Consider the following 20,238-nt stretch of genomic DNA (forward strand, 5'->3'; position numbering starts at 1 on the left):
CTGCCAGGCTACCCCCGGATCAGCGCCAGGACTCAGCCGTCACTAAGGTCGCACTCTGCGTCGTCAGTGCCACCGCGATAAAAAAGCGCTTTATCTATGCACAGTGATTGCGCGCAAGACACTACGTTGTGCTGCGGTACAGATATGACGCAGAGCGTCACGAACTGCATGCCAACGCGGAGCATTGGCACGATAGTCAGTTAGATTTGTGTATTCGTGCGAGGGAACAGCTCATCACCCACCCTTGCGCCGCTGTTGCCAAGCCGCCGCCAGGCCGCTTAGGCAGATGATGGCGATGCCTGCCTGTGCGGTCGGTGATGGCATGTGGTCGAACACCACGAAACCCAGCAGCCCGGCAAACACGATCTGGCAATAGCTGAACGGTGCGAGCATGGCCGGGGCGGCGAAGCGGAAGGCCTGGGTCAGCAGCAAGTGGGCCGACATACCACATGCCCCCAGCGCCAGCAGAAACGGCAGATGTTTAAGCGCAGGCACTTCCCAGAAGAACGGCACCAGCGCGCTCATCAACAGGGTATTGAACAGCCCGGCAAAAAAGTTGCTGGTGGTCGGGCTGTCGAACGGGCTGACCAGCCGCGTCAGGAGTTGATACAGCGCAAAGCACAAGGCTGACGACAGCGGCAGCAGAATCGCCGGGGTAAACAGCTCGCCCCCCGGATGAATGATGATCATCACCCCGATAAACCCGACAACCACCGCAACCCACTGCCCGCGCGTCACACGCTCATGCAACAACGGCACCGACAGTGCTGTGACCAGCAACGGCGCAAGAAAGTTGACCGCCGTCGCCTCTGCCTGCGGGATGAACATCAGGCTGCTGGTAAACAGCAGACTGGTGCCCAACAGCGCCAGCGCACGCAATGCCTGCAAGCCGGGACGCTTGGTACGCAGCACGCGCAACCCCGCCGATGGCATGAAGATGCAGGCCATGAGCAGCGTGTGCACCAGATAGCGCGCCCAGACCACCAGAATGATCGGATAGAAGCCGGACAGGTACTTGGAGAGTGTGTCGTGACTGGCGAACAGAAAAGTCGCCAGAAGAATGAAACCAATCCCTTTCAGGGGCTGGTTGACGCCGGACAAAGGCGTACTGGCAGTGCTCATCGCGCTTCCTTGTTCAAGTTTCAGCAGCCGGACGCCATGGCCGAAAACGCCAGAGCACGTTGCCTATATTTACAGAGCCGTATCAACAGACCAGTGAGCATCGCACAAGCGTTTGCAACGTCCCCTACAAAATGTTCGAACCGGTTCATTAACGTTCGATAATCGCCCGAAACAGTTATTTCACAATTGCACGGCACCTTCCGTCCTTTCACTATCTCAGCCAGCTACACGACTCAATAACTACAAAAAAGGTCTGCTCCATGCGCGTGAATTCCCCCTGCAAAATCCTTTGCGGCCTGTCAGCGGCCGTCGCTGCAAGCCTGACGCCCATCAGCGGCAACAGCGCCGGATTCGTCGAAGACGCCAAGGTCAATCTGAACCTACGCAACTTCTACATCAACCGCAACTTCGTCGACCCGGCCAACGCACAGAACTACGCCGAGGAGTGGACGCAGAACTTCATCCTCGATGCCCGCTCCGGCTTCACCCAAGGCACCGTTGGCTTTGGCGTGGATGCACTGGGCCTCTACTCGCTCAAGCTAGACGGCGGCAAGGGAACGCGCGGCACGCAATTGCTGCCGATCCACAGCGATGGACGCCCGGCCGACGACTTCGGGCGACTGGCCGTGGCGGGCAAGGCGCGCTTCTCGAAGACCGAATTGAAGGTCGGCGAGTGGATGCCCGTGTTGCCGATCCTGCGCTCGGATGACGGCCGCTCGCTGCCGCAAACCTTTCAGGGCGGGCAAATCACCTCCAAGGAGATCGACGGGCTGACCCTGTACGGCGGCCAGTTCCGTGGCAACAGCCCGCGCAACGACGCCAGCATGGAAGACATGTCCTTGAACGGCCGCTCAGCGTTCACCTCAGACCGTTTCAACTTCGGCGGCGGCGAGTACGTTTTCAACGACAAACGCACTCAGGTCGGGGTCTGGTACGCCGAGCTTGAAGACATCTACCACCAGCAATATTTCAACCTGCTGCACAGCCAGCCGCTGGGCAGCTGGACGCTGGGTGCCAACCTTGGCTACTTCCAGGGCAAGGACGATGGCCAGTCGCTGGCCGGGGATCTGGACAACAAGACCTGGTCAGCGATGCTCTCGGCACGGCACGGCGGTAACACCTTTTACCTGGGTTTGCAGAAGGTCAGCGGCGACAGCGCCTGGATGCGCGTCAACGGCACCAGCGGCGGTACACTGGCCAACGACAGTTACAACTCCAGCTTCGACAATGCCAAGGAAAAATCCTGGCAGTTGCGCCATGACTACGACTTCGCAGCCCTGGGCGCACCCGGCCTGACCCTGATGAACCGCTACATCAGCGGCGACAATGTACACACCGGCGCTATCACCGACGGCGAAGAGTGGGCACGGGAAACCGAGCTGGCGTACGTGTTCCAGAGTGGCGCGTTCAAAAGCCTGTCGCTCAAATGGCGCAACTCGACCATGCGTCGTGACTACAACACCAACCAGTTCGACGAAAACCGCCTGATCGTCAGCTACCCGCTGTCGCTGCTCTAAAAACAAAGAACGCCGCCACGGTTGATCACTCATCGTTATACAGAAATCCAACTGACTATCGTGCCGACGCTCCGCGTCGGCATGCAGTTCTGGACGCTCTGCGTCCTCTTTGTGGCGCTACGCGCTGGTTCTGCGAGTCAGTGAGATTCAGGCCCGACTTCGTGATAAAACAGCGCTTTCATATGGGCAGTGAACGCGGGTAAGGCATGACATTTCGCTGCAGCGCTCCTTGTCATGCGACTTTTCAATCCTCCTTCAACGACTCCACGCCCATTTCATCCCATACCGCTTCAGCCAGGTGGAACGTCGCATTGGCGGCCGGAATGCCGCAGTAGATAGCGCTCTGCATCAGCACTTCCTTGATCTCTTCACGGGTCACGCCGTTGTTTTTTGCGGCCTTCAGGTGCAGGCGCAATTCGCCCTCGCGATTCATGCCGATCAACATCGCAATGGTAATCAGACTGCGCGTGTGGCGCGGCAACCCTGGACGTGTCCAGATATCACCCCAGGCGTGACGGGTGATCATCTCCTGGAATTCTTCATTGAACGGCGTCAGTTTGCTCAGGCTGTTATCGACATGCGCATCGCCCAGCACTGCGCGGCGTACGTGCATGCCGGCTTGGTAACGTTCGTCTTCGGTCATCGGGAAATCCTTGTGTGTTCAGCCACGGCACGCTCGACCCAATGGCGAGCCTGGCCAAGGTAATGGGCCGGATCGAGCAGTCGATCCAGCTCGTCGGAAGAAAACTGCTCGCTGATCTGCGGGGTTTCGCCGAGCACCTGACGCAAATGCGCGCCCTGCTCCACCGCACGCCGGCAGCACTGTTCAACCAGATGGTGGGCAGCATCGCGGCCGATACGCTGAGCCAGCGCAATGCTCACTGCCTCGGCGAGCACCAGTCCTTTGGTGGACTGCAGATTGATCGCCATACGCTCGGCATCGACCTGCAGGCCGGGTAGCACCTGCAACGCCTGCTGCAGCGAACCGGAAACCAGGCAGCACAGCTCCGGCAAGGTCTCCCACTCGGCATGCCACAGGCCCAGACTGCGTTCATGCTCCTGCGGCATGGCCGCGAACATGGTGGCGACCAGCCCCGGGGCGCGGGTGGCTGTACTGATCATGACGGCAGCGCCAACCGGGTTGCGCTTGTGTGGCATGGTCGAAGATCCGCCCTTGCCCGGGGCCGAAGGCTCGAAGACCTCGCCTACTTCGGTCTGCATCAGCAGGCTCACGTCGCGCCCCAGTTTGCCGAGGCTACCGGCGATCAGGCCCAGTAGACCGGCAAACTCTACCAGTCGGTCACGCTGGGTGTGCCAGGGCTGCTCGGGCAACGCCAGTTGCAATTCACCGGCCAGCGCTTCGGCCACCGAAAACGCCTGATCGCCCAGCGCCGCGAGGCTGCCGGAAGCACCGCCGAACTGCAGGCACAGCAGGCGTGGTTTGATCTCGTTCAAGCGCTGTCGATGACGAGTGACCGCGCCCAGCCAGCCGGCAATTCTCATCCCCAGGGTGACCGGCGTGGCCTGTTGCAGCCAGGTGCGTCCAGCCAGCGGCGTGCCAGCATGACGCTGTGCCTGCTCAGCCATCGCATCGGCCAGTCGAGCAAGATCATGCTCAAGCAGTACGATGGCTCGACGCAGTTGCAGGATCAGACCGCTGTCCATCACATCCTGACTGGTCGCGCCCATGTGCACGTAGCGCTCGGCTTCAGCGCTGCGTGCGGCAATCTGTTTGCCCAGCGCCTTGACCAGCGGAATCGCCGAATTGCCGGCGCTGCCGATGGCAATTGCCAGCGCGTCGAAATCGAACAGCCGTGCGTCGCAGCTCAGCTCGATGTCGGCGACCACCTCGGGCGGGATCAGGCCGACGCGTGCCTGTGCCCGCGCCAGCGCAGCCTCGAAATCGAGCATGCCCTGTACCCGGCCTTCATCCGAAAAGATCTCGCGCATTTCGGGTTGCATGAAGTAGGCATCGAAAAGTTGATTGCTCGCTCTGTTCACATCACCACTCCAGATTGAAAGGTTTCAGGTAGCGTCCGAATGACTGACCCAGCCCTTGATCAGTACCGCTATCGCGGCCAGGGCGGCCGGGACCACCAGCGCCGTCAGCACTTGCTCGAAGCTCCAGCCAAGGCCCAGCAGGGTGGCACCGGCCCAGGCACCGAGAATGGCACCGAAGCGACCTATCCCGAGCATCCACGACACCCCCGTTGCACGCCCCTGAGTGGGGTAGAAACGCGCTGCCAGTGACGGCATTGCCGACTGTGCGCCGTTGATGCACATACCGGCCAGCAGCACCAGCGTGGCCAACAGGGCGACATTGCCCAGACTCTGCCCGACCAGCCAGGCGAACACCCCCGCCAGCGCATAGGCCAGACCAATGACCTTATGCGGGTTGTAACGATCCATTGCCCAGCCGACTCCCACTGCACTCAGTACCCCGCCGAATTGGAACAGCGCACCGATGAACGCCGATTGCTCCATGCTCGCGCCACTGTCGCGCATCAACGTCGGCAGCCAGCTGGTCAACAGGTAGACGATCACCAGGCCCATGAAATACGTCAGCCACAGCAACAGCGTGCCAGCGCTGTATGTACCGGAGAAAATCACTTTCAGCACGTTGCGGCTACTGACCGTTTTCTGTTCAGGAACGCTGAAATCGGTGATGCCAGCCAGCGCCTTCGGCGCAATCGGTGCCAGCACTTTGCGAATCCGCTCTGCACCGCGATTGCGTACCACCAGAAACCGCGCCGACTCCGGCAGCCAGACCATCAGCACCGCCGCCAGCAGGATGGGCAGGATACCGCCCAGCATCAACAGGCTGTGCCAGCCCATGCTGGGGATCAGCTTGGCTGAGACAAAACCGCCGCAGGCCATGCCCAGATTGAAACCGCAAAACATGCTCGTCACCAACAACGACTTGAGCCGTTCCGGGGTGTATTCCGACAGCAACGTGGTGGCATTGGGCATCGCGGCACCGAGCCCCAGCCCGGTGAGAAGGCGTAATACCAGCAGTTGATCAATGTTGCTGCTGTAGGCAGATGCCAGGCTGAACAGTCCGAACAGGAATACCGCGACCACCAGCACCACCTTGCGGCCGAACCGGTCGGCCAGCGGGCCGGAACCCAGCGCACCGAACACCATGCCGATCAGCGCGGCACTCATCACCGGCCCCAGACTGGCCCGGTCGATGCCCCAGTCCTGGCTGAGCGCGGGTGCAATGAAACCCATTGCGGCAGTATCGAGGCCATCGAGAAACACGATCAGAAAACACAGCGCAACCACTCGCCATTGATAGCCGGACAGCGGTTGCGCATTGATGAAGGCCTGAACGTCGAGCGTACTCGACGCAGGGCTGCTGGCGGAAAGCGTCATGAAGGTGTCCTTTTATTTTTATAGGGTCGCCTACCGATGCAGGCGCCTTGAAACGCACGCACATTGATTTCTGAATCGACAAGCGATTCAGAAATCGAAAAACACTGTCTCGTCTTCACCCTGCACACGGATATCAAAACGATAGGCCGTCTGCCCCTCGTGCGTGCAACGGCGCGCCACCAGGGTTTCGCGACGCGGGGGCTGCTCGATCAGATTGAGCACCGGGTCCTGCGCATTCGCCTGGGCTTCGTCGTCGAAATACAGCCGCGTCTGCAGATGAATATTGATACCGCGGGCAAACAGCGAGACATTGATGTGCGCCGCCATCGGCACACCCGCCGCATTGCGCGCCGAGCCTGGCTTGACGGTCTTGAGGATCCATTGACCATCGTCCGCGGTAGCCGTGCGACCAAAGCCGTTGAACGGCCTGTCCGGGTCGAATTCGCTGTGATACGCGCCCTGATGGTCGGCCTGCCAGAATTCCAGGTAGGCATCGCGGATCAGATGACCGTTGCCGTCGAAGACGTTGCCCAGCAGCACGATATGCTCGCCGGGTGCCTCGGGCCTGGCCATCTCGTTCCAGATTTCCAGCTCGCGGGTCGGATTGCCAGCCACTTGCGGTGCCAGACCGATGTGGACGTAAGGGCCAGCGGTTTGCGAAGGGGTTTCCTGCAGCAATTGAACGGGCATGTCGGGCCTCCTCAGCAATTTTCGAAGTGAGTCTTGCGCTGGCCGCGCAACACGATATCAAAGCGGTACGCCAGGCAATCCATCGGGTTGCCCATGCCCAGGTCGAGCCTGGCAATCAGGCTCTGCACGGCGTCCGGATTGGCGATGGCCTTGACGATCGGGCAGATCGGAATCAGCGGATCGCCTTCGAAATACAGCTGGGTGATCAGGCGTGTGGCAATCGACGGCCCGCTGATCGACACATGAATGTGCGCCGGGCGCCAATCATTGGGACCGTTGCGCCACGGGTAAGGGCCTGGCTTGACGGTGCGGAAGCTGTAATTGCCTTCGCTGTCGGTCAGTGCACGTCCGACACCGCCAAAATTGGGATCGATGGGCGCCAGATAGGCATCGCGCTTGTGGCGGTAACGCCCACCGGCGTTGGCTTGCCAGATCTCCACCAACGTGTGCGGAATCGGCTTGCCGTACTGATCGCAGACCCGCCCGGCCAGCAGGATACGCTCACCGATGGGCAGCCCGCCGTTGTTGAAATTGAGCAGCAGATCGTTGTCGTGCTGGCCAAACTTCAAATGTGAGAAATCCGGGCCGGTGGTTTCGGAAATGGACTGCGGGATACTGACCAGCGCCTGACGCGGCGAGCGCAGGATTGAGGTCTTGTAATCAGGGGTGAGAGCTTTTGGATGCCAGTTTCGGTCACGAATGACGAAGCGGCTGTTGTCCGCGGCAGACATGGCGTTCTCCTCGTTTTTCTTATGGGGCGCGCAGGCGTGGGTCACATGCGCTACAGGCTGCGGCGAAGTGTCGCGCGATCCATACTTACAGAGAATTGAAATAAAACCGGCCATCCATAACCAAATGGTTATGCATACTGCGCTTTGCGGTAGGTCTCTCCGACGCCTCGTAGCTCATCCACACACCATTGCGCCGCGCGTGTCAGCGGCAAAGCCGGGTTGCTGCACAAACCGACCGAGCCGCCCGGCTCACGAATACCCATGTCCAGCTCCACCAGCGTGCCGCCTTTCAACTCCAGCGACACAGCATCCAGTGGCGCGATCCACACCGCATCGCTGCACTGCACATAGCGGCGGCTCAGGGTGAGCGAGAGTGTTTCAAGGCGCTGACGTGGCATGCGGATACCGCACTGTACGAACAGACTGTCGGCAAACTTGCGGATGGTGGTGCCCGCCAGCGGCAGCACCAGCGGGAATTGCTCCAGACTTTCAGGCTTGAGCGGCGCGGCCAGTAACGGGTGATCGTTGCGCACCACCAGCGTCATCGACTCGTTGTACAGATGCTCGAACGTCAGGCCCTGAATCTGCGGGCTGTCTGTCATGCGCCCGACCACCAGATCCAGTTCCCCTACCCTCAATTGCGACAGCAGATACGCGCTGGGCCCGGTCATCACGCTGACGATCAGCGCGGGGTGGCGCTCGTGCAGACGATGGACCACCTCCGGAACCAACAGGCTTTCAGCCGTGGACAGCACGCCCAGCCGGGCGGTGACAGTTTCGTGCTCCCCCGAGCGCAGGCTGCTGACACCTTCACGCAGGGCCTGGACGCTCGGCCCGGCGAAACGCATGAATGCCACGCCCGCTTCGGTCAGCGCCGCACCGCTCTTGCTGCGCACAAACAAGGTGGTGGCCAGCAGGGTTTCCAGTTCCTTGAGACTTTTTGACAGCGCAGGCTGACTGATCGCCAGAACGTCGGAGGCACGCGCCAGGCTGCCCTGCCGGGCCACTTCGAGAAAGCAGACCAGGTGGCGAAATTTGATGCGTGTATCGATATTCACTGCGCGTCGTGTCCGGTAAGTGAAAGGGAATGCAGCTCAACGACAAGGCAGCTCAGCGGCTCAGAAACGACGCCACCTGAGGCGCGTCAAATGGCCAGTCCAGCTCATCACCCGTGTCGACTCGACGCAACACCGGAACGCGCAACTCGTAGCGCTCAAGCAGTTGCTCATCCTCGCAGATGTCGACCAGCTCAACCAGCAGGCCGTGCTCGATGGCGAACGGCAGTAAAACCGCTTCGGCAACCTCGCACAGCGGGCATCCCAGGGTGCTGAACAGCTGGCATTCGGGCGGCATGAATTGATCCTCGGCAAATCCTCTACGACCGAAAATTATTCTAGGCGCACCCGGGGATCACGTCGACATCCGGAAATGCGTCTTGCTGAACGCGTTGGCGCGGTCCAATACCGGTTTCTCGAAACAACGGTAACCGACCCAGCCGTAACATACCGCTGCCGCCATCATCAGCAGCGCGAAAAACAGGTTGTCCAGATAGCTTTCGGGCCAGGCACCGACCAGGCTCCATACCCGCCCGATCACCCCCAGCACCAGCAGATGAGAAAGATAGATCGTATAGGACATGTCGCCCACAGCGACCAGAAACCCAGGCACAACCAGTTGTCGACGCCGTTCAAGCAGCGCCAGGGTCAGCACCAGCAGGCCGAACGTCGCTCCGACCATGAGCATGCGCAGCAAGCCCTGACTGTCGTATAACCGGAAGTAACCGATCAGGGGCACACCCAGCAGCAGCGCACCTCCCAACGACGCAAGGACGGCAGCTGTCGGCACGCGCGTGCTGTGCCGACCATAAAAGAACAATGCCAGCGCTGCACCAAGAATGAATTCAAGGGCATAGGGATGCAGGATGATCTTCAGTGCGGGCGAATAGTCCTGCCAGTCGGCCAGCACGTTGAACACAACAATGATCAGCGCCCAGCCGCCGAGCAAAAGTGGCACGCTGCGTTCACGAAACAACAGAAAGCCGGAGTACACAACGTAGAACCACAGTTCGAACAGCAGCGACCAGGCCACCATCACCAGCAGCACTTTATCGTTGGGCAGCAGCAGGAACGACATGAGCAAGTTGGAAGACCCATGCCCGCTGTTGACCATGCCCGGCTGCACCAGGTACACCGCCAGCGTAATAAAAAAGTACAGCCAGTACGTGGGGTAGATCCGCGACACCCTGTTGAACAGAAAGCGCCGCGCCTCGACTCCGCTCTGGAAACGGCCACGGCTGACAATCACCATCACGAAACCGCTGATGACGAAGAACAGATCGACACCCAACTGAAAAAAATCGAGCAGCGGCGGCAGAAGGATGTCGCCACCGGAAAACTTGCTCTCTACCGACATCATGTGAAACAACACCACACCCAGGACAGCTATGCCCCTGAGCCCCTGCAGGGAATACAGCCGCTCCATGCCTCTCTCCATTCAGCTCTTATATCGCGCGCCATGCACGTGATCACGCGTGTGGAGCATAGCCAATGGCCAGAAATACGGAACCCCAATCTTCAACACGTTGCGGTTTTTCCTGACAGATACTTTTGGAGTAAGGTGCAGCGGCAGCCCACAGCCTGATTGGACAACAGACGGCAATCGAAGTGAACCTTCAGGAATCACCTGTACTCGAAACATCCATATGCCACCCAAACGGAGAAAATCATGGCCCGCCAAACCGCACAGAATGCTCAGGAAATCCTGAGAGCCGACTTCCAGGTACTGGTTGCCGACACTGAGAAATTGCTGGCGCATACCGCATCGCTGGCAGGTGATCAGGCCGATGAATTGCGTGCCCAGATTCGTGAGAGCCTGCTACGTGCCAAGGAAACCCTGAAGACCACTGAAGACTCGCTTCGCGAGCGCGGTGAGGCTGCTGTGATCGCGACCGAAGATTACGTTCAGAACAACCCCTGGCAATCAGTCGGTATCGCCGCAGGTGTCGGCTTTCTGATCGGTCTGCTGGCTACAAGGCGCTAACATCATGACTCTGGGAACGGAATCAGCACCGCCCGAGGGAACTCCGGGCTCTTCACCGCGGCGTCTTGGCGCTGCATTCCTTGGCCTGCTGCACACGCACGTCGAACTGTTCGGCATCGAATTGCAGGAGCAGAAGGCACGCACCGTGAGCCTGCTGCTGTTCGCGGGACTGGCGCTGGTTTTCGGTCTGCTGCTGCTCACCGGGCTCTCGGCCTTGTTGCTGATCGTTCTGTGGGACAGCTATCGCCTGGCGGGTATCGTCGGCCTGTGCACGTTCTACCTGCTGGCCGCCATCTTCTGCGGGTTGCGCCTCAAGGCCGCGATTTTCGATGAGTCGTCGCCATTTCACGCAACCCTTGAAGAGCTGGCCAACGACCGCGAGCGATTGATGCCATGAGTGAACCCAAGTCGCACCAGAGCAATACCCGTCGGGAACTGCGCAAGGCGTTGATCCGCCTGCGCATGGAGATGCACCGTCAGGAAATTCGTCACGAATCGACGCAACTGTTACAGCCGTTGCAACGCTTTCGCGGGATCCGCCATGACTGGAAAAGCGCGCTCGGCTTTCGCCACGCGCCACTCTGGGGCGTGGGCTCGGTCGCCCTGCTGGGGTTTCTGAGCGGCAAACGTGCCAAGACCGGACGCACCAGCCTGCTGGGTCGCCTGTTGAAGCTCGGCATCACGCTGACGCCACTGATCAAGGTCGCCATGCAGAGTCGCGCCATTCAGAACCGCAACCGCAGGCTCTGATTACGCCAGACTTTTTGCGTGAATCGAACCTCGCGACAAATGCCTGCTCCGGTGCTCCGGGGCGGGCATTTGCTTTTTAACAGCCCCTGTTTCTCTCTGTCCGCGCGTCAGGCCTTGCGGCAGGCGTGCCGAACCGGGAAGCTACAGCCAACATTACTGACGGAGTGCACGCCTTGGATTGGCAAACCCTGCTTAACCGCGAACGACTTGGCAAGACCCTGCACAGCCCCGAAGAGCTGGGACGCAGTCCGTTTCACAAGGACCATGACCGGATCATCTTTTCCGGTGCATTTCGCCGCCTGGGACGCAAGACCCAGGTCCATCCGGTGTCCAGCAACGACCATATTCATACCCGTCTGACTCACTCGCTGGAAGTCAGCTGCGTCGGCCGCTCACTGGGCATGCGCGTTGGCGAAACCCTGCGCACTGCCCTGCCCGACTGGTGCGAACCGAGCGACCTGGGCATGGTTGTACAATCTGCCTGCCTGGCACATGACATAGGCAACCCTCCGTTCGGCCATTCGGGCGAAGACGCAATTCGCAACTGGTTCAATCAGGCTGCCGGACGTGGCTGGCTCGACGCGATGAGTGAGACCGAGCGCAATGACTTTCTCAATTTCGAGGGCAATGCCCAGGGATTCCGAGTCCTTACGCAGCTGGAATACCACCAGTTCGACGGCGGCACTCGCCTGACCTACGCCACACTGGGCACTTACCTCAAATACCCGTGGACCGCGCGCCACGCAGACTCGCTGGGCTACAAGAAGCACAAGTTCGGCTGCTATCAGAGCGAACTGCCGATCCTTGAGCAGATCGCTGGCAAGCTGGGTTTGCCGCAACTTGAGGAACAACGCTGGGCGCGCCATCCACTGGTCTATCTGATGGAAGCCGCCGATGACATCTGTTATGCCCTGATCGATCTGGAAGACGGCCTGGAGATGGACCTGCTGGAGTACGCGGAAGTTGAGTCACTTCTGCTTGGACTGGTCGGCGATGATCTTCCGGAAACCTATCGGCAACTGGGCCCTGGCGACTCACGGCGGCGCAAGCTGGCCATCCTGCGCGGCAAGGCCATCGAGCACCTGACCAACGCAGCGGCCAGAGCATTCGTCGAACAACAGGACGCCCTGCTTGCGGGCACGCTGCCCGGGGATCTGGTGGAACACATGCACGGTCCGGCCAAGCGCTGCGTCCTGAACGCCAAGGACATGGCGCGCAAGAAAATCTTTCAGGACAAGCGCAAAACGCTGCATGAAATAGGCGCCTACACCACCCTGGAAATTCTCCTCAACGCTTTTTGCGGTGCAGCGGTCGAACAGTTTGGCGGCAGGACGCCGTCCTTCAAGCATCGACGTATCCTCGACCTGCTGGGCAACAGCGCGCCGGATCCCAAGGCACCGTTGCATGCCTCGTTCCTGCGCATGATCGACTTCATCGCCGGCATGACCGACAGCTATGCCAGTGAAATGGCCCGGGAAATGACCGGCCGCTCCGGACAGATTTAGCCTTGATAGACCAGCCGAGTACCTGAGCGTAGGCAGATACAACGCTGGTCATACCTGATTGCCCTGCAAAACTCAGACAGGCCCTACATGCATGTCAGACGAGTCCTATCGCAGCTTTTCTTGCATCCCTCAATAATTACAGCCACTTCAAATGCCACTCCGGCTCGTCATCCATCCGCCTGCGATACTAACGGTCCGCACGCCGTCTGCGAGGCCTGAACCTCTCGCCAGGGCCTTTCCGGAAAACTCATGTCCACACACAGCCTGCGCATCCTCCTGGTGGAAGATCACCCGTTTCAACTGATCGCCACTCAGGTGCTGCTCAACAATCAGGGCTATTTTCTGCTGACTCCCGCCCTCACCGCCGCAGAGGCCATGGCCGCCATGCAACGCAGCCCGGAGCCCTACGGGCTTTTACTGTGCGATCAGTGCCTGCCGGATATGTCAGGCCTTGACCTGATCGACGAGGCGACCCGTCAAGGCTTGTTACGCCGGGCCATTCTTCTCAGCGGCCTGCCCGATGTACAGCTTGAAAACATTCAGCAACTTGCCGCGCAGCGCGACCTGCCTCTGCTCGGCTGCCTGAGCAAACCCCTGCATGGCCCTGACCTCAGTCGCTTGCTGGGACACGGTCCTGAGTGACATGGACAAATCCTGCTTCAAGCCACTTCAGAAATGTCTGGCAACTATGTAAACGTCAATTGATACAAAACCGCGTCGTTTGTGAATTCACGTTCAGTCTCGTAGGAAATCATCAACGCACATGAATGATGATTCCATAAAGTAATAAACACCCCGTGCCTCAATAACCAAATACACACTGAAATAAGCGTTAACGTTTAAACACACTTGTGTTCAACGTAGGCTTTTACGTACTCCGATACGCTAATTATTGTAGGACTTTTCCTATATATGCCTGCCGAGCAAGTCTCTTTATGTGCCTGCCCGAACATCTGAGCTAAGGTGCGCGCTTTCTTCACTGCTTGTTATGGAATGGAATATGAACTCAGTTTTTATCATCGACGACCATCCGGTTATCCGGATGGCGGTCAGAATGCTTCTGGAAAACGAAAATTACGAAGTGGTGGGCGAAACCGATAATGGCGTCGACGCGATGCAAATGGTTCGCGAATGCATGCCTGACCTGATCATTCTCGACATCAGCATTCCCAAGCTCGACGGCCTTGAGGTACTGGCGCGCTTCAATACGATGGGGCTGTCCTCCAAGATTCTGGTGCTGACGTCGCAAACCCCCAACCTGTTTGCCATTCGCTGCATGCAATCGGGTGCCTCGGGTTATGTGTGCAAGCAGGAAGACCTTAGCGAGCTGCTCAGTTCGGTGAAAGCGGTATTATCCGGCTACAATTACTTTCCCAGCCAGGCGTTGACGTGCGCAGTTCGTGAAGATGGACAGACCAACGAGCTGGAGCTGTTCAAGTTGGTCAATGACCGCGAACTGATGGTATTGCAGTTATTTGCCCAGGGCCGTTCCAACAAGGAAATAGCCAAGGGTATGTTTCTCAGTAACAAAACCGTCAGTACTTACAAAACGCGACTGATGCAAAAACTAAAAACAAGAACCTTGGTAGAACTTATCGAGATGGCAAAACGCAACGCGCTAGTGTGAGAAAACGGATGCCCAAGCGCTTCAGACAATTATTAATACTGGCCACAGGCCTGTGCATGGGCTGGAGTGCTCAGGCCAGCCTTCATGCGGCCGAACATTACACACTGCTCGGTCGCTCGAGCCCGGCGCACATGGACGTAAAGCTGGACAGCAGCCAATGGCAATGGGTACGCGGTCAACGTGAACTGACTCTCGGCATCTCGAACCCCGATTACCCGCCCTTCGATATCACGATGTCAGGCAACGACTACGAAGGCATCACTGCCGATTACGCAGGCATCATTTCGGATGCGCTGGACCTGCCGGTCAGGGTGCAGCGTTTCGAAACCCGCGATGCAGCTATCAAGGCCCTGATCACAGGCCAGGTCGACCTGCTGGGCACTGCCAACGGCTTTGAAGCGGTTGATCGCAACATCAGACTGTCACAGCCCTACTCGGTTGATCAGCCCGTGCTGGTCACTCGGGTCGGAGACACGCGGCCCCTCAATGAGGGCCTCAAAGGCATGCGGCTGAGCATGGTCTATCACTATCTGCCACCCGCAGAGGTCGAGGCGATGTACCCCGGTGCAACACTGAAAACCTACCCCTCGTTTCAGAACGCCATCAACGCCGTGGCCTTCAACCAGGCCGATGTCTTTCTGGGCGATACGATTTCCACCCAATACATCATCAACAAGGGCTATCTGAACAACGTGCAGATGTCGAATTTCGGCAAGCATGAGCCCAATGGCTTCAGCTTTGCCGTCAGCAATGAAAACACACAATTGCTGGGAGTCATCAACCAGACACTGAAAGCAATTCCGGTCGATGAGCGCATCAACATTTCCAGGCGCTGGAGCACCGGCAGCGACCTGATGCTCACCGACCAGAAGCTGCAACTGACGCAACGCGAGGAACGCTGGATCGCTCAGCACCCGACCGTACGCGTGGTAGTCAATGAAGCGTACGCACCACTGACCTTCTTCGACGCCAAGGGCAACTTTCGCGGCATCACCGCCGACCTGCTTGAACTGGTCCGCCTGCGCACCGGGCTCAGGTTCGACGTCAAACGCTCGCCCAGCCTGACCGACATGCTGAACCAGGTCAGCGAGGGCCAGGCGGACCTGATCGGCGCACTGGTGTCCAGCGATGAGCGAGAAGACCGCCTGAGCTTCAGCCGGCCCTATATCGACAATTCCTTCGTACTGGTCACCCGCAAGGACCAGGGCTCGCCCAGCTATCTGGAGCAGATGGACGGCAAACGCCTGGCAATCACCCAGGGCAGCCCGATGCTGGACTGGCTGCGCCGCAAATATCCCAGAGTCGTACCGCTGGAAATCGACAACCCCTTCCAGGCGCTGGACATGTTGTCACTGGGTAGAACAGAAGGCGCGGTCATCTCGCTGCTCAGTGCAGACTACTTTCTGTCTTCAGGCATCTTCGAGGAGCGCCTGCAAATGACCGCCACCATCGGCGAAGACCCGGCGCTGATTTCCATGGCGACCTCACGCAATGCCATCGAGCTGAGTTCGATTCTCGACAAGGCGCTGGCAAGCATCGCGCCGCAGGATCTGGCGGCGATCAACAATCGATGGCGCGCCTACACCCCTTCAAGCGCCAACTGGCATGACTACGAACGCCTGATCTATCAGATTCTGGTCGGTGCAGGCCTGTTGCTGCTGGGCCTGCTGGCCTGGAATGCCTGGATGCGGCGGCAGATACGGCAGCGTGAAGCAGCGGAACGGGCGCTGGGCGACCAGTTCGAATTCATGCGTGCACTGGTCGAAGGCACACCCCATCCGATCTACGTGCGGGATCGCGAAGGCATGCTGCGCATGTGCAATGACAGCTACCTGAGGGTTTTCTCCGCGCAACGTGAAGACATCATCGGCAAGAGCGCTACCGAAGGTGTGCTGGGCAATGCCTTCGAAGCACGGGAATACGCTGCCGACTATCAACGGGTCATGGCCAGCAATACCGCACTGATCCTTGACCGCCCCCTGCGCATTGGCGACCGGCAGATGACCATCTACCACTGGATCCTGCCCTTTCGTGACTCTCTGGGCGAGGTACAAGGCATCATTGGCGGCTGGATCGATATCAGCGAGCGTCGCCAGCTTATCGAAGACCTGCAGGCCGCCAAGGAACAGGCTGACGCTGCCAGCCGTGCCAAGAGCACCTTCCTTGCCACCATGAGCCATGAAATCCGTACGCCCATGAATGCAGTGATCGGAATGCTGGAGCTGGCGCTCAAACGTGCCGATCATGGCGAGCTTGACCGTTCCGCCATCGAAGTCGCCTACAGCTCGGCCAACGACCTGCTGGACCTGATCGGCGACATTCTCGATATCGCACGCATCGAATCCGGGCGGCTTTCACTGAACCCGGAGCGGGCGAACCTGCGTCGACTGGTAGAGTCGGTGCTGCGGGTATTCGACGGTCTGGCTCGCCAGAAGGACCTTGACCTGGTGCTGGAACTGGACAGCCGAATCACCGCCGATGTGCTGATCGACCCGCTGCGCTTCAAGCAGATACTGTCCAACCTGGTGAGCAACGCCATCAAGTTCACCCCGATGGGACGGATCAGGATCGTGCTGCAGGCAGCAGAAAGCCCCGACCCGCAGTTGCTGCACCTGCACATCACCGTTCAGGACAGCGGCATAGGCATCAGCACTGAAGACCAGCAGCGTTTGTTCAAGCCCTTTGCCCAGGCCGATAACACCGGGCAAATGGCGCGTACCGGTGCAGGGCTGGGCCTGGTGATTTGCCGCAACCTGTGCATGATGATGGGCGGCAACCTTTCGCTCGACAGCACGCCGGGTCAAGGCACCCGGGTCAGTATGAATCTGGTGCTGACCACACTTGAACCGCTGAGCGGCCAGCCCGTCGCTACACCACCGATAGCCGTGGCTCACCAGACGCTACGGATCCTGATCGTCGACGACCATCCTGCCAACCGGCTGCTGCTCTGCCAGCAGCTTGGTTTTCTCGGTCACCATTGCGAAATGGCCGAAAACGGCGCGCAGGGGCTTGAGCACTGGAAGACCGATAGCTTTGATCTGGTGGTTGTCGACTGCAACATGCCGGTCATGAACGGCTATGACATGACCACGGCAATCCGCGCGATTGAAGATGCAGACGGCCAGCCACGCTGTCCGGTCTGGGGTTTCACGGCCAATGCGCAACCTGATGAGATCGAGCGCTGCCGCGCAGCAGGCATGGACGACTGCCTGTTCAAACCCATCAGCCTTTCGATGCTCAGCGAACGGCTGACAGCCATTTCGCCACAGGCGCGCACACCTCTGCCGTTCAGCCTCGACAGCGTCAGCAACCTGACCGGTGACCGCCCGGAAATGGTTGAACGCCTGCTTGCGCAGCTCCTGCACAGCAATCACGAGGACCGGCTGTTGCTGGCCAGACTGATACCGGAAAACAATCGCAGGAAAACCCGCGACCTGGCCCACAGGATCAAAGGTGCCGCACGAATCATCAGCGCTTCAAGGGTGGTCGATGCCTGCGATGCGCTTGAACAGGCCTGCGAAGCGGACACACCGGATGAACAGTTCCATACCTGTCAGCAGGTTGTGGAGCTGGCGATGATCGAGCTTGAGGACGCGCTGATTCTGCAGCAGGCGAAACCTGACTGAAGGTGCTTCAAAGAAGGTATGGCGAAGGGGGAGCAGCAAGGGAGGCAGGCGCTGGCCTGCCTCCCGTTACATCAGGCGGCCGGGTTGATTTCTTTTTCCGGGTACCAGACGTCGATCAGCTGGCTGACAGTGACTTCTGTCAGTTCACTGCGGCCTTTGAGCCAGGCTTCGACAGCAACACGCTGTTCTTCGCTGACCGAGCCACGCTTGCTCAGGCAAACCAGACCGAAGTCGTCGCCGCCCACATAACCAAGACCGTTGGCTTCCATTGCTTCTTTCAGGAAAGCGTCAAGGAAAGCATCGATTGCCTTGTCATCCAGCTCTTGCTTGAAGCCCAGGTTCAGTTCAAAACCCAATTCCTGGAACTCGTCCACACACAGTTTTTTGCGCAGACGGCGGGAGCGGTTATTGGCCATGGGACAATCCTCATCAATAAATATCGGGCGGCACTTTACCAGCTTGGCGATTTAAAAGCCCGACAATTGCGGTCTGTCATGGATATCCGGGGTTGCGACAGCGATGCAGGCCCGATCGATAAAAAATAACGTTTACCGGCCTGCCCCCCATCACAAGCCTGCCCTGCTTGGGGCATAATGCGGCTCGTTTCATGCTTGGCACTGTGTGTTACAAAAAAAGCCCGCCACGCATTCACTACTATAGTTATCAACATCGCATCGAAATAGTTACCGAGGGAATCCATCCATGCCCTCTTTTTTATGTCCCCCTTGCAGTAGGGTTTTATTCAATGATCAAGTCGCTACGTCCATTGTTGCTCGCGTCAATTCTTTTGCCACTGGCTCTTCCCTCCTACGCCGCCGTCATCAACACCACGCTGCCCCCCAAGGTTCAACAGGCCCTTAAAGCCAGCAAACTCGGCGATGACGCGCTCTCGCTGGTGATGTTGCCACTCAACGGGCCGGGCACGCCGACCGTGTTCAATGCCGACGTATCGGTCAACCCGGCTTCCACCATGAAGCTGATCACCACTTACGCCGCGCTGGAAATGCTCGGCCCTACCCACCAGTGGAAAACCGAATTCTTCACCGACGGCACCCTGAGCAACGGCGTGCTGCGCGGCAACCTGTACCTCAAGGGCGGCGGCGATCCAAAGCTGAATATGGAAAAGCTCTGGTTGCTGATGCGTGACCTGCGCGCCAACGGTGTGCAACAGGTGACCGGGGATCTGGTATTGGACCGCAGTCATTTTGTGCAGCCGCAATTGCCCGAGTTCAATGATGACGGCAACGACGAGAACAAGCCGTTTCTGGTCAAGCCCGATGCGCTGATGGTCAACCTCAAGGCATTGCGCTTCGTGACCCGCAACGATGACGGCAGGATTCTGGTTTCGGTCGAGCCGCCGATTGCGACCATCCACATCGACAACCAGGTCAAGGCAAGCGCATCGAAGCAGTGCACCGGAGATGTGCGTTACAACCCGGTCACCCAGTCTGACGGCAGCGTCAATGTGACGGTGACTGGCCAGTTGGGCAACGGCTGCAATTCGCAGACCTATCTTTCGCTGCTGGACCATCCGACCTATGCGGCCGGCGCAGTACGGGCCATCTGGCAGGAACTGGGCGGCACCATCCAGGGCAAGGACCGCGTTGGCGTTCTGCCCGGCAATGCCAAGCTGCTGGCCAAGGCTTTTTCGCCGGATCTGGTGGAAGTCATTCGTGACATCAATAAATTCAGCAACAACACCATGGCCCAGCAACTGTTTCTGAGCCTGGGTGAAGAGTTCCGCAATGACGCGGACGGTGACGACGGCAAGGCCGCTCAGCGCGTCATCCGCCAATGGCTGGCGAAAAAAGGCATCACCGCGCCGCATCTGGTCATGGAGAACGGCTCCGGTCTGTCACGTGCAGAACGTGTCAGTGCCCGTGAGATGGCCATCATCCTGCAGGCTGCCTGGCGCAGCCCGTATGCTGCCGAATTCATGAGTTCGATGCCGCTGGCAGGCATGGACGGCACCATGCGTAAACGTCTGAAGCGCACCCCGCTGCTGGGTGAAGCGCACATCAAGACAGGCACACTGAACACGGTTCGCGCCATTGCCGGCTTCAGCCGCGACAGCAACGGCAACACCTGGGCGGTCGTGGCGATCCTCAACGATCCGCGTCCGTTTGGCGCATCCTCGATACTCGACGAGGTACTGGTCGATCTGTATCGACAGCCGAAACTGAGCAACACCACGGTCTCGATCCAGCAATAACCACCCGCAGCATGCAACCAGCAGACCCGCTTTCGAAGCGGGTC

The 20,238-nt window shown here is 59.0% G+C and carries 19 protein-coding genes; 9 read left to right on the plus strand and 10 right to left on the minus strand.

The window, feature by feature from the left end:
- Positions 1-234 precede the first annotated feature (234 nt).
- Positions 235-1,122 (minus strand): DMT family transporter, encoded by an 888-nt coding sequence (locus tag AO068_RS16525; protein WP_002553127.1) that lies wholly within the window; start codon positions 1,120-1,122, stop codon positions 235-237.
- A gap of 260 nt (positions 1,123-1,382) precedes the next feature.
- On the opposite strand from AO068_RS16525, the gene AO068_RS16530 reads away from it, so the two are divergent.
- Entirely contained in the window at positions 1,383-2,639 is a 1,257-nt protein-coding gene (locus AO068_RS16530; protein ID WP_058408906.1) for an OprD family porin, read from the plus strand.
- A gap of 244 nt (positions 2,640-2,883) precedes the next feature.
- Here AO068_RS16530 and pcaC read toward each other — a convergent pair whose 3' ends face one another.
- The 8 genes from pcaC to AO068_RS16570 form a co-directional block, all read right to left on the minus strand.
- Positions 2,884-3,282, minus strand: coding sequence for a 4-carboxymuconolactone decarboxylase (gene pcaC, locus AO068_RS16535; protein ID WP_058402170.1), 399 nt, complete (start codon positions 3,280-3,282; stop codon positions 2,884-2,886).
- Entirely contained in the window at positions 3,279-4,640 is a 1,362-nt protein-coding gene (locus AO068_RS16540) for a 3-carboxy-cis,cis-muconate cycloisomerase (RefSeq protein ID WP_058408907.1), read from the minus strand. Before AO068_RS16540 ends, pcaC begins: the two co-directional genes overlap by 4 nt.
- A gap of 24 nt (positions 4,641-4,664) precedes the next feature.
- Positions 4,665-6,014: an MFS transporter gene (locus AO068_RS16545; RefSeq protein ID WP_058408908.1), complete on the minus strand. Its 1,350-nt coding sequence runs from the start codon at positions 6,012-6,014 to the stop codon at positions 4,665-4,667.
- An 87-nt stretch (positions 6,015-6,101) separates the two neighbouring features.
- Positions 6,102-6,704: a protocatechuate 3,4-dioxygenase subunit alpha gene (pcaG, locus tag AO068_RS16550; RefSeq protein ID WP_058408909.1), complete on the minus strand. Its 603-nt coding sequence runs from the start codon at positions 6,702-6,704 to the stop codon at positions 6,102-6,104.
- 11 nt (positions 6,705-6,715) lie between these two features.
- Positions 6,716-7,435 (minus strand): protocatechuate 3,4-dioxygenase subunit beta, encoded by a 720-nt coding sequence (gene pcaH / locus AO068_RS16555; protein WP_003366939.1) that lies wholly within the window; start codon positions 7,433-7,435, stop codon positions 6,716-6,718.
- 128 nt (positions 7,436-7,563) lie between these two features.
- On the minus strand, positions 7,564-8,493 hold the full coding sequence (pcaQ, locus tag AO068_RS16560) for a pca operon transcription factor PcaQ (protein WP_058402167.1): 930 nt from the start codon (positions 8,491-8,493) through the stop codon (positions 7,564-7,566).
- 52 nt (positions 8,494-8,545) lie between these two features.
- Positions 8,546-8,788 (minus strand): glutaredoxin family protein, encoded by a 243-nt coding sequence (locus AO068_RS16565; RefSeq protein ID WP_003315616.1) that lies wholly within the window; start codon positions 8,786-8,788, stop codon positions 8,546-8,548.
- Between the two features lie 57 nt (positions 8,789-8,845).
- Positions 8,846-9,916 carry an acyltransferase family protein gene (locus tag AO068_RS16570; protein ID WP_058408910.1) on the minus strand — a complete coding sequence of 357 codons (1,071 nt, stop codon included), beginning with the start codon at positions 9,914-9,916 and terminating at the stop codon, positions 8,846-8,848.
- 243 nt (positions 9,917-10,159) lie between these two features.
- On the opposite strand from AO068_RS16570, the gene AO068_RS16575 reads away from it, so the two are divergent.
- The 7 genes from AO068_RS16575 to AO068_RS16605 all read left to right on the plus strand — a co-directional run bounded on the left by AO068_RS16575 (position 10,160) and on the right by AO068_RS16605 (position 17,982).
- Complete coding sequence (locus AO068_RS16575; RefSeq protein ID WP_002553118.1) at positions 10,160-10,474, plus strand: DUF883 family protein; 315 nt, start codon at positions 10,160-10,162, stop codon at positions 10,472-10,474.
- Positions 10,475-10,478: 4 nt separating this feature from the next.
- Entirely contained in the window at positions 10,479-10,871 is a 393-nt protein-coding gene (locus AO068_RS16580; protein WP_002553117.1) for a phage holin family protein, read from the plus strand.
- Positions 10,868-11,224: a hypothetical protein gene (locus AO068_RS16585; RefSeq protein WP_002553116.1), complete on the plus strand. Its 357-nt coding sequence runs from the start codon at positions 10,868-10,870 to the stop codon at positions 11,222-11,224. Before AO068_RS16580 ends, AO068_RS16585 begins: the two co-directional genes overlap by 4 nt.
- Positions 11,225-11,397: 173 nt before the next feature.
- Positions 11,398-12,729: a deoxyguanosinetriphosphate triphosphohydrolase gene (locus AO068_RS16590; RefSeq protein WP_058402165.1), complete on the plus strand. Its 1,332-nt coding sequence runs from the start codon at positions 11,398-11,400 to the stop codon at positions 12,727-12,729.
- 249 nt (positions 12,730-12,978) lie between these two features.
- Positions 12,979-13,371, plus strand: a complete 393-nt coding sequence (locus tag AO068_RS16595) for a response regulator (RefSeq protein WP_058402164.1) — start codon at positions 12,979-12,981, stop codon at positions 13,369-13,371.
- A gap of 358 nt (positions 13,372-13,729) precedes the next feature.
- Positions 13,730-14,356, plus strand: coding sequence for a response regulator transcription factor (locus AO068_RS16600; RefSeq protein ID WP_046719639.1), 627 nt, complete (start codon positions 13,730-13,732; stop codon positions 14,354-14,356).
- Between the two features lie 56 nt (positions 14,357-14,412).
- On the plus strand, positions 14,413-17,982 hold the full coding sequence (locus AO068_RS16605; RefSeq protein ID WP_058408911.1) for a transporter substrate-binding domain-containing protein: 3,570 nt from the start codon (positions 14,413-14,415) through the stop codon (positions 17,980-17,982).
- A gap of 71 nt (positions 17,983-18,053) precedes the next feature.
- Here the strand turns inward: AO068_RS16605 and AO068_RS16610 are convergent, their stop codons facing one another.
- Positions 18,054-18,398, minus strand: coding sequence for a YggL family protein (locus AO068_RS16610; RefSeq protein WP_058401058.1), 345 nt, complete (start codon positions 18,396-18,398; stop codon positions 18,054-18,056).
- A 329-nt stretch (positions 18,399-18,727) separates the two neighbouring features.
- On the opposite strand from AO068_RS16610, the gene dacB reads away from it, so the two are divergent.
- Positions 18,728-20,194, plus strand: a complete 1,467-nt coding sequence (dacB, locus tag AO068_RS16615; RefSeq protein WP_058408912.1) for a D-alanyl-D-alanine carboxypeptidase/D-alanyl-D-alanine endopeptidase — start codon at positions 18,728-18,730, stop codon at positions 20,192-20,194.
- Positions 20,195-20,238: the final 44 nt, after the last annotated feature.

Origin of the sequence: Pseudomonas sp. ICMP 3272 (assembly GCF_001466905.1) — a bacterium.
Taxonomy (GTDB): domain Bacteria; phylum Pseudomonadota; class Gammaproteobacteria; order Pseudomonadales; family Pseudomonadaceae; genus Aquipseudomonas; species Aquipseudomonas amygdali.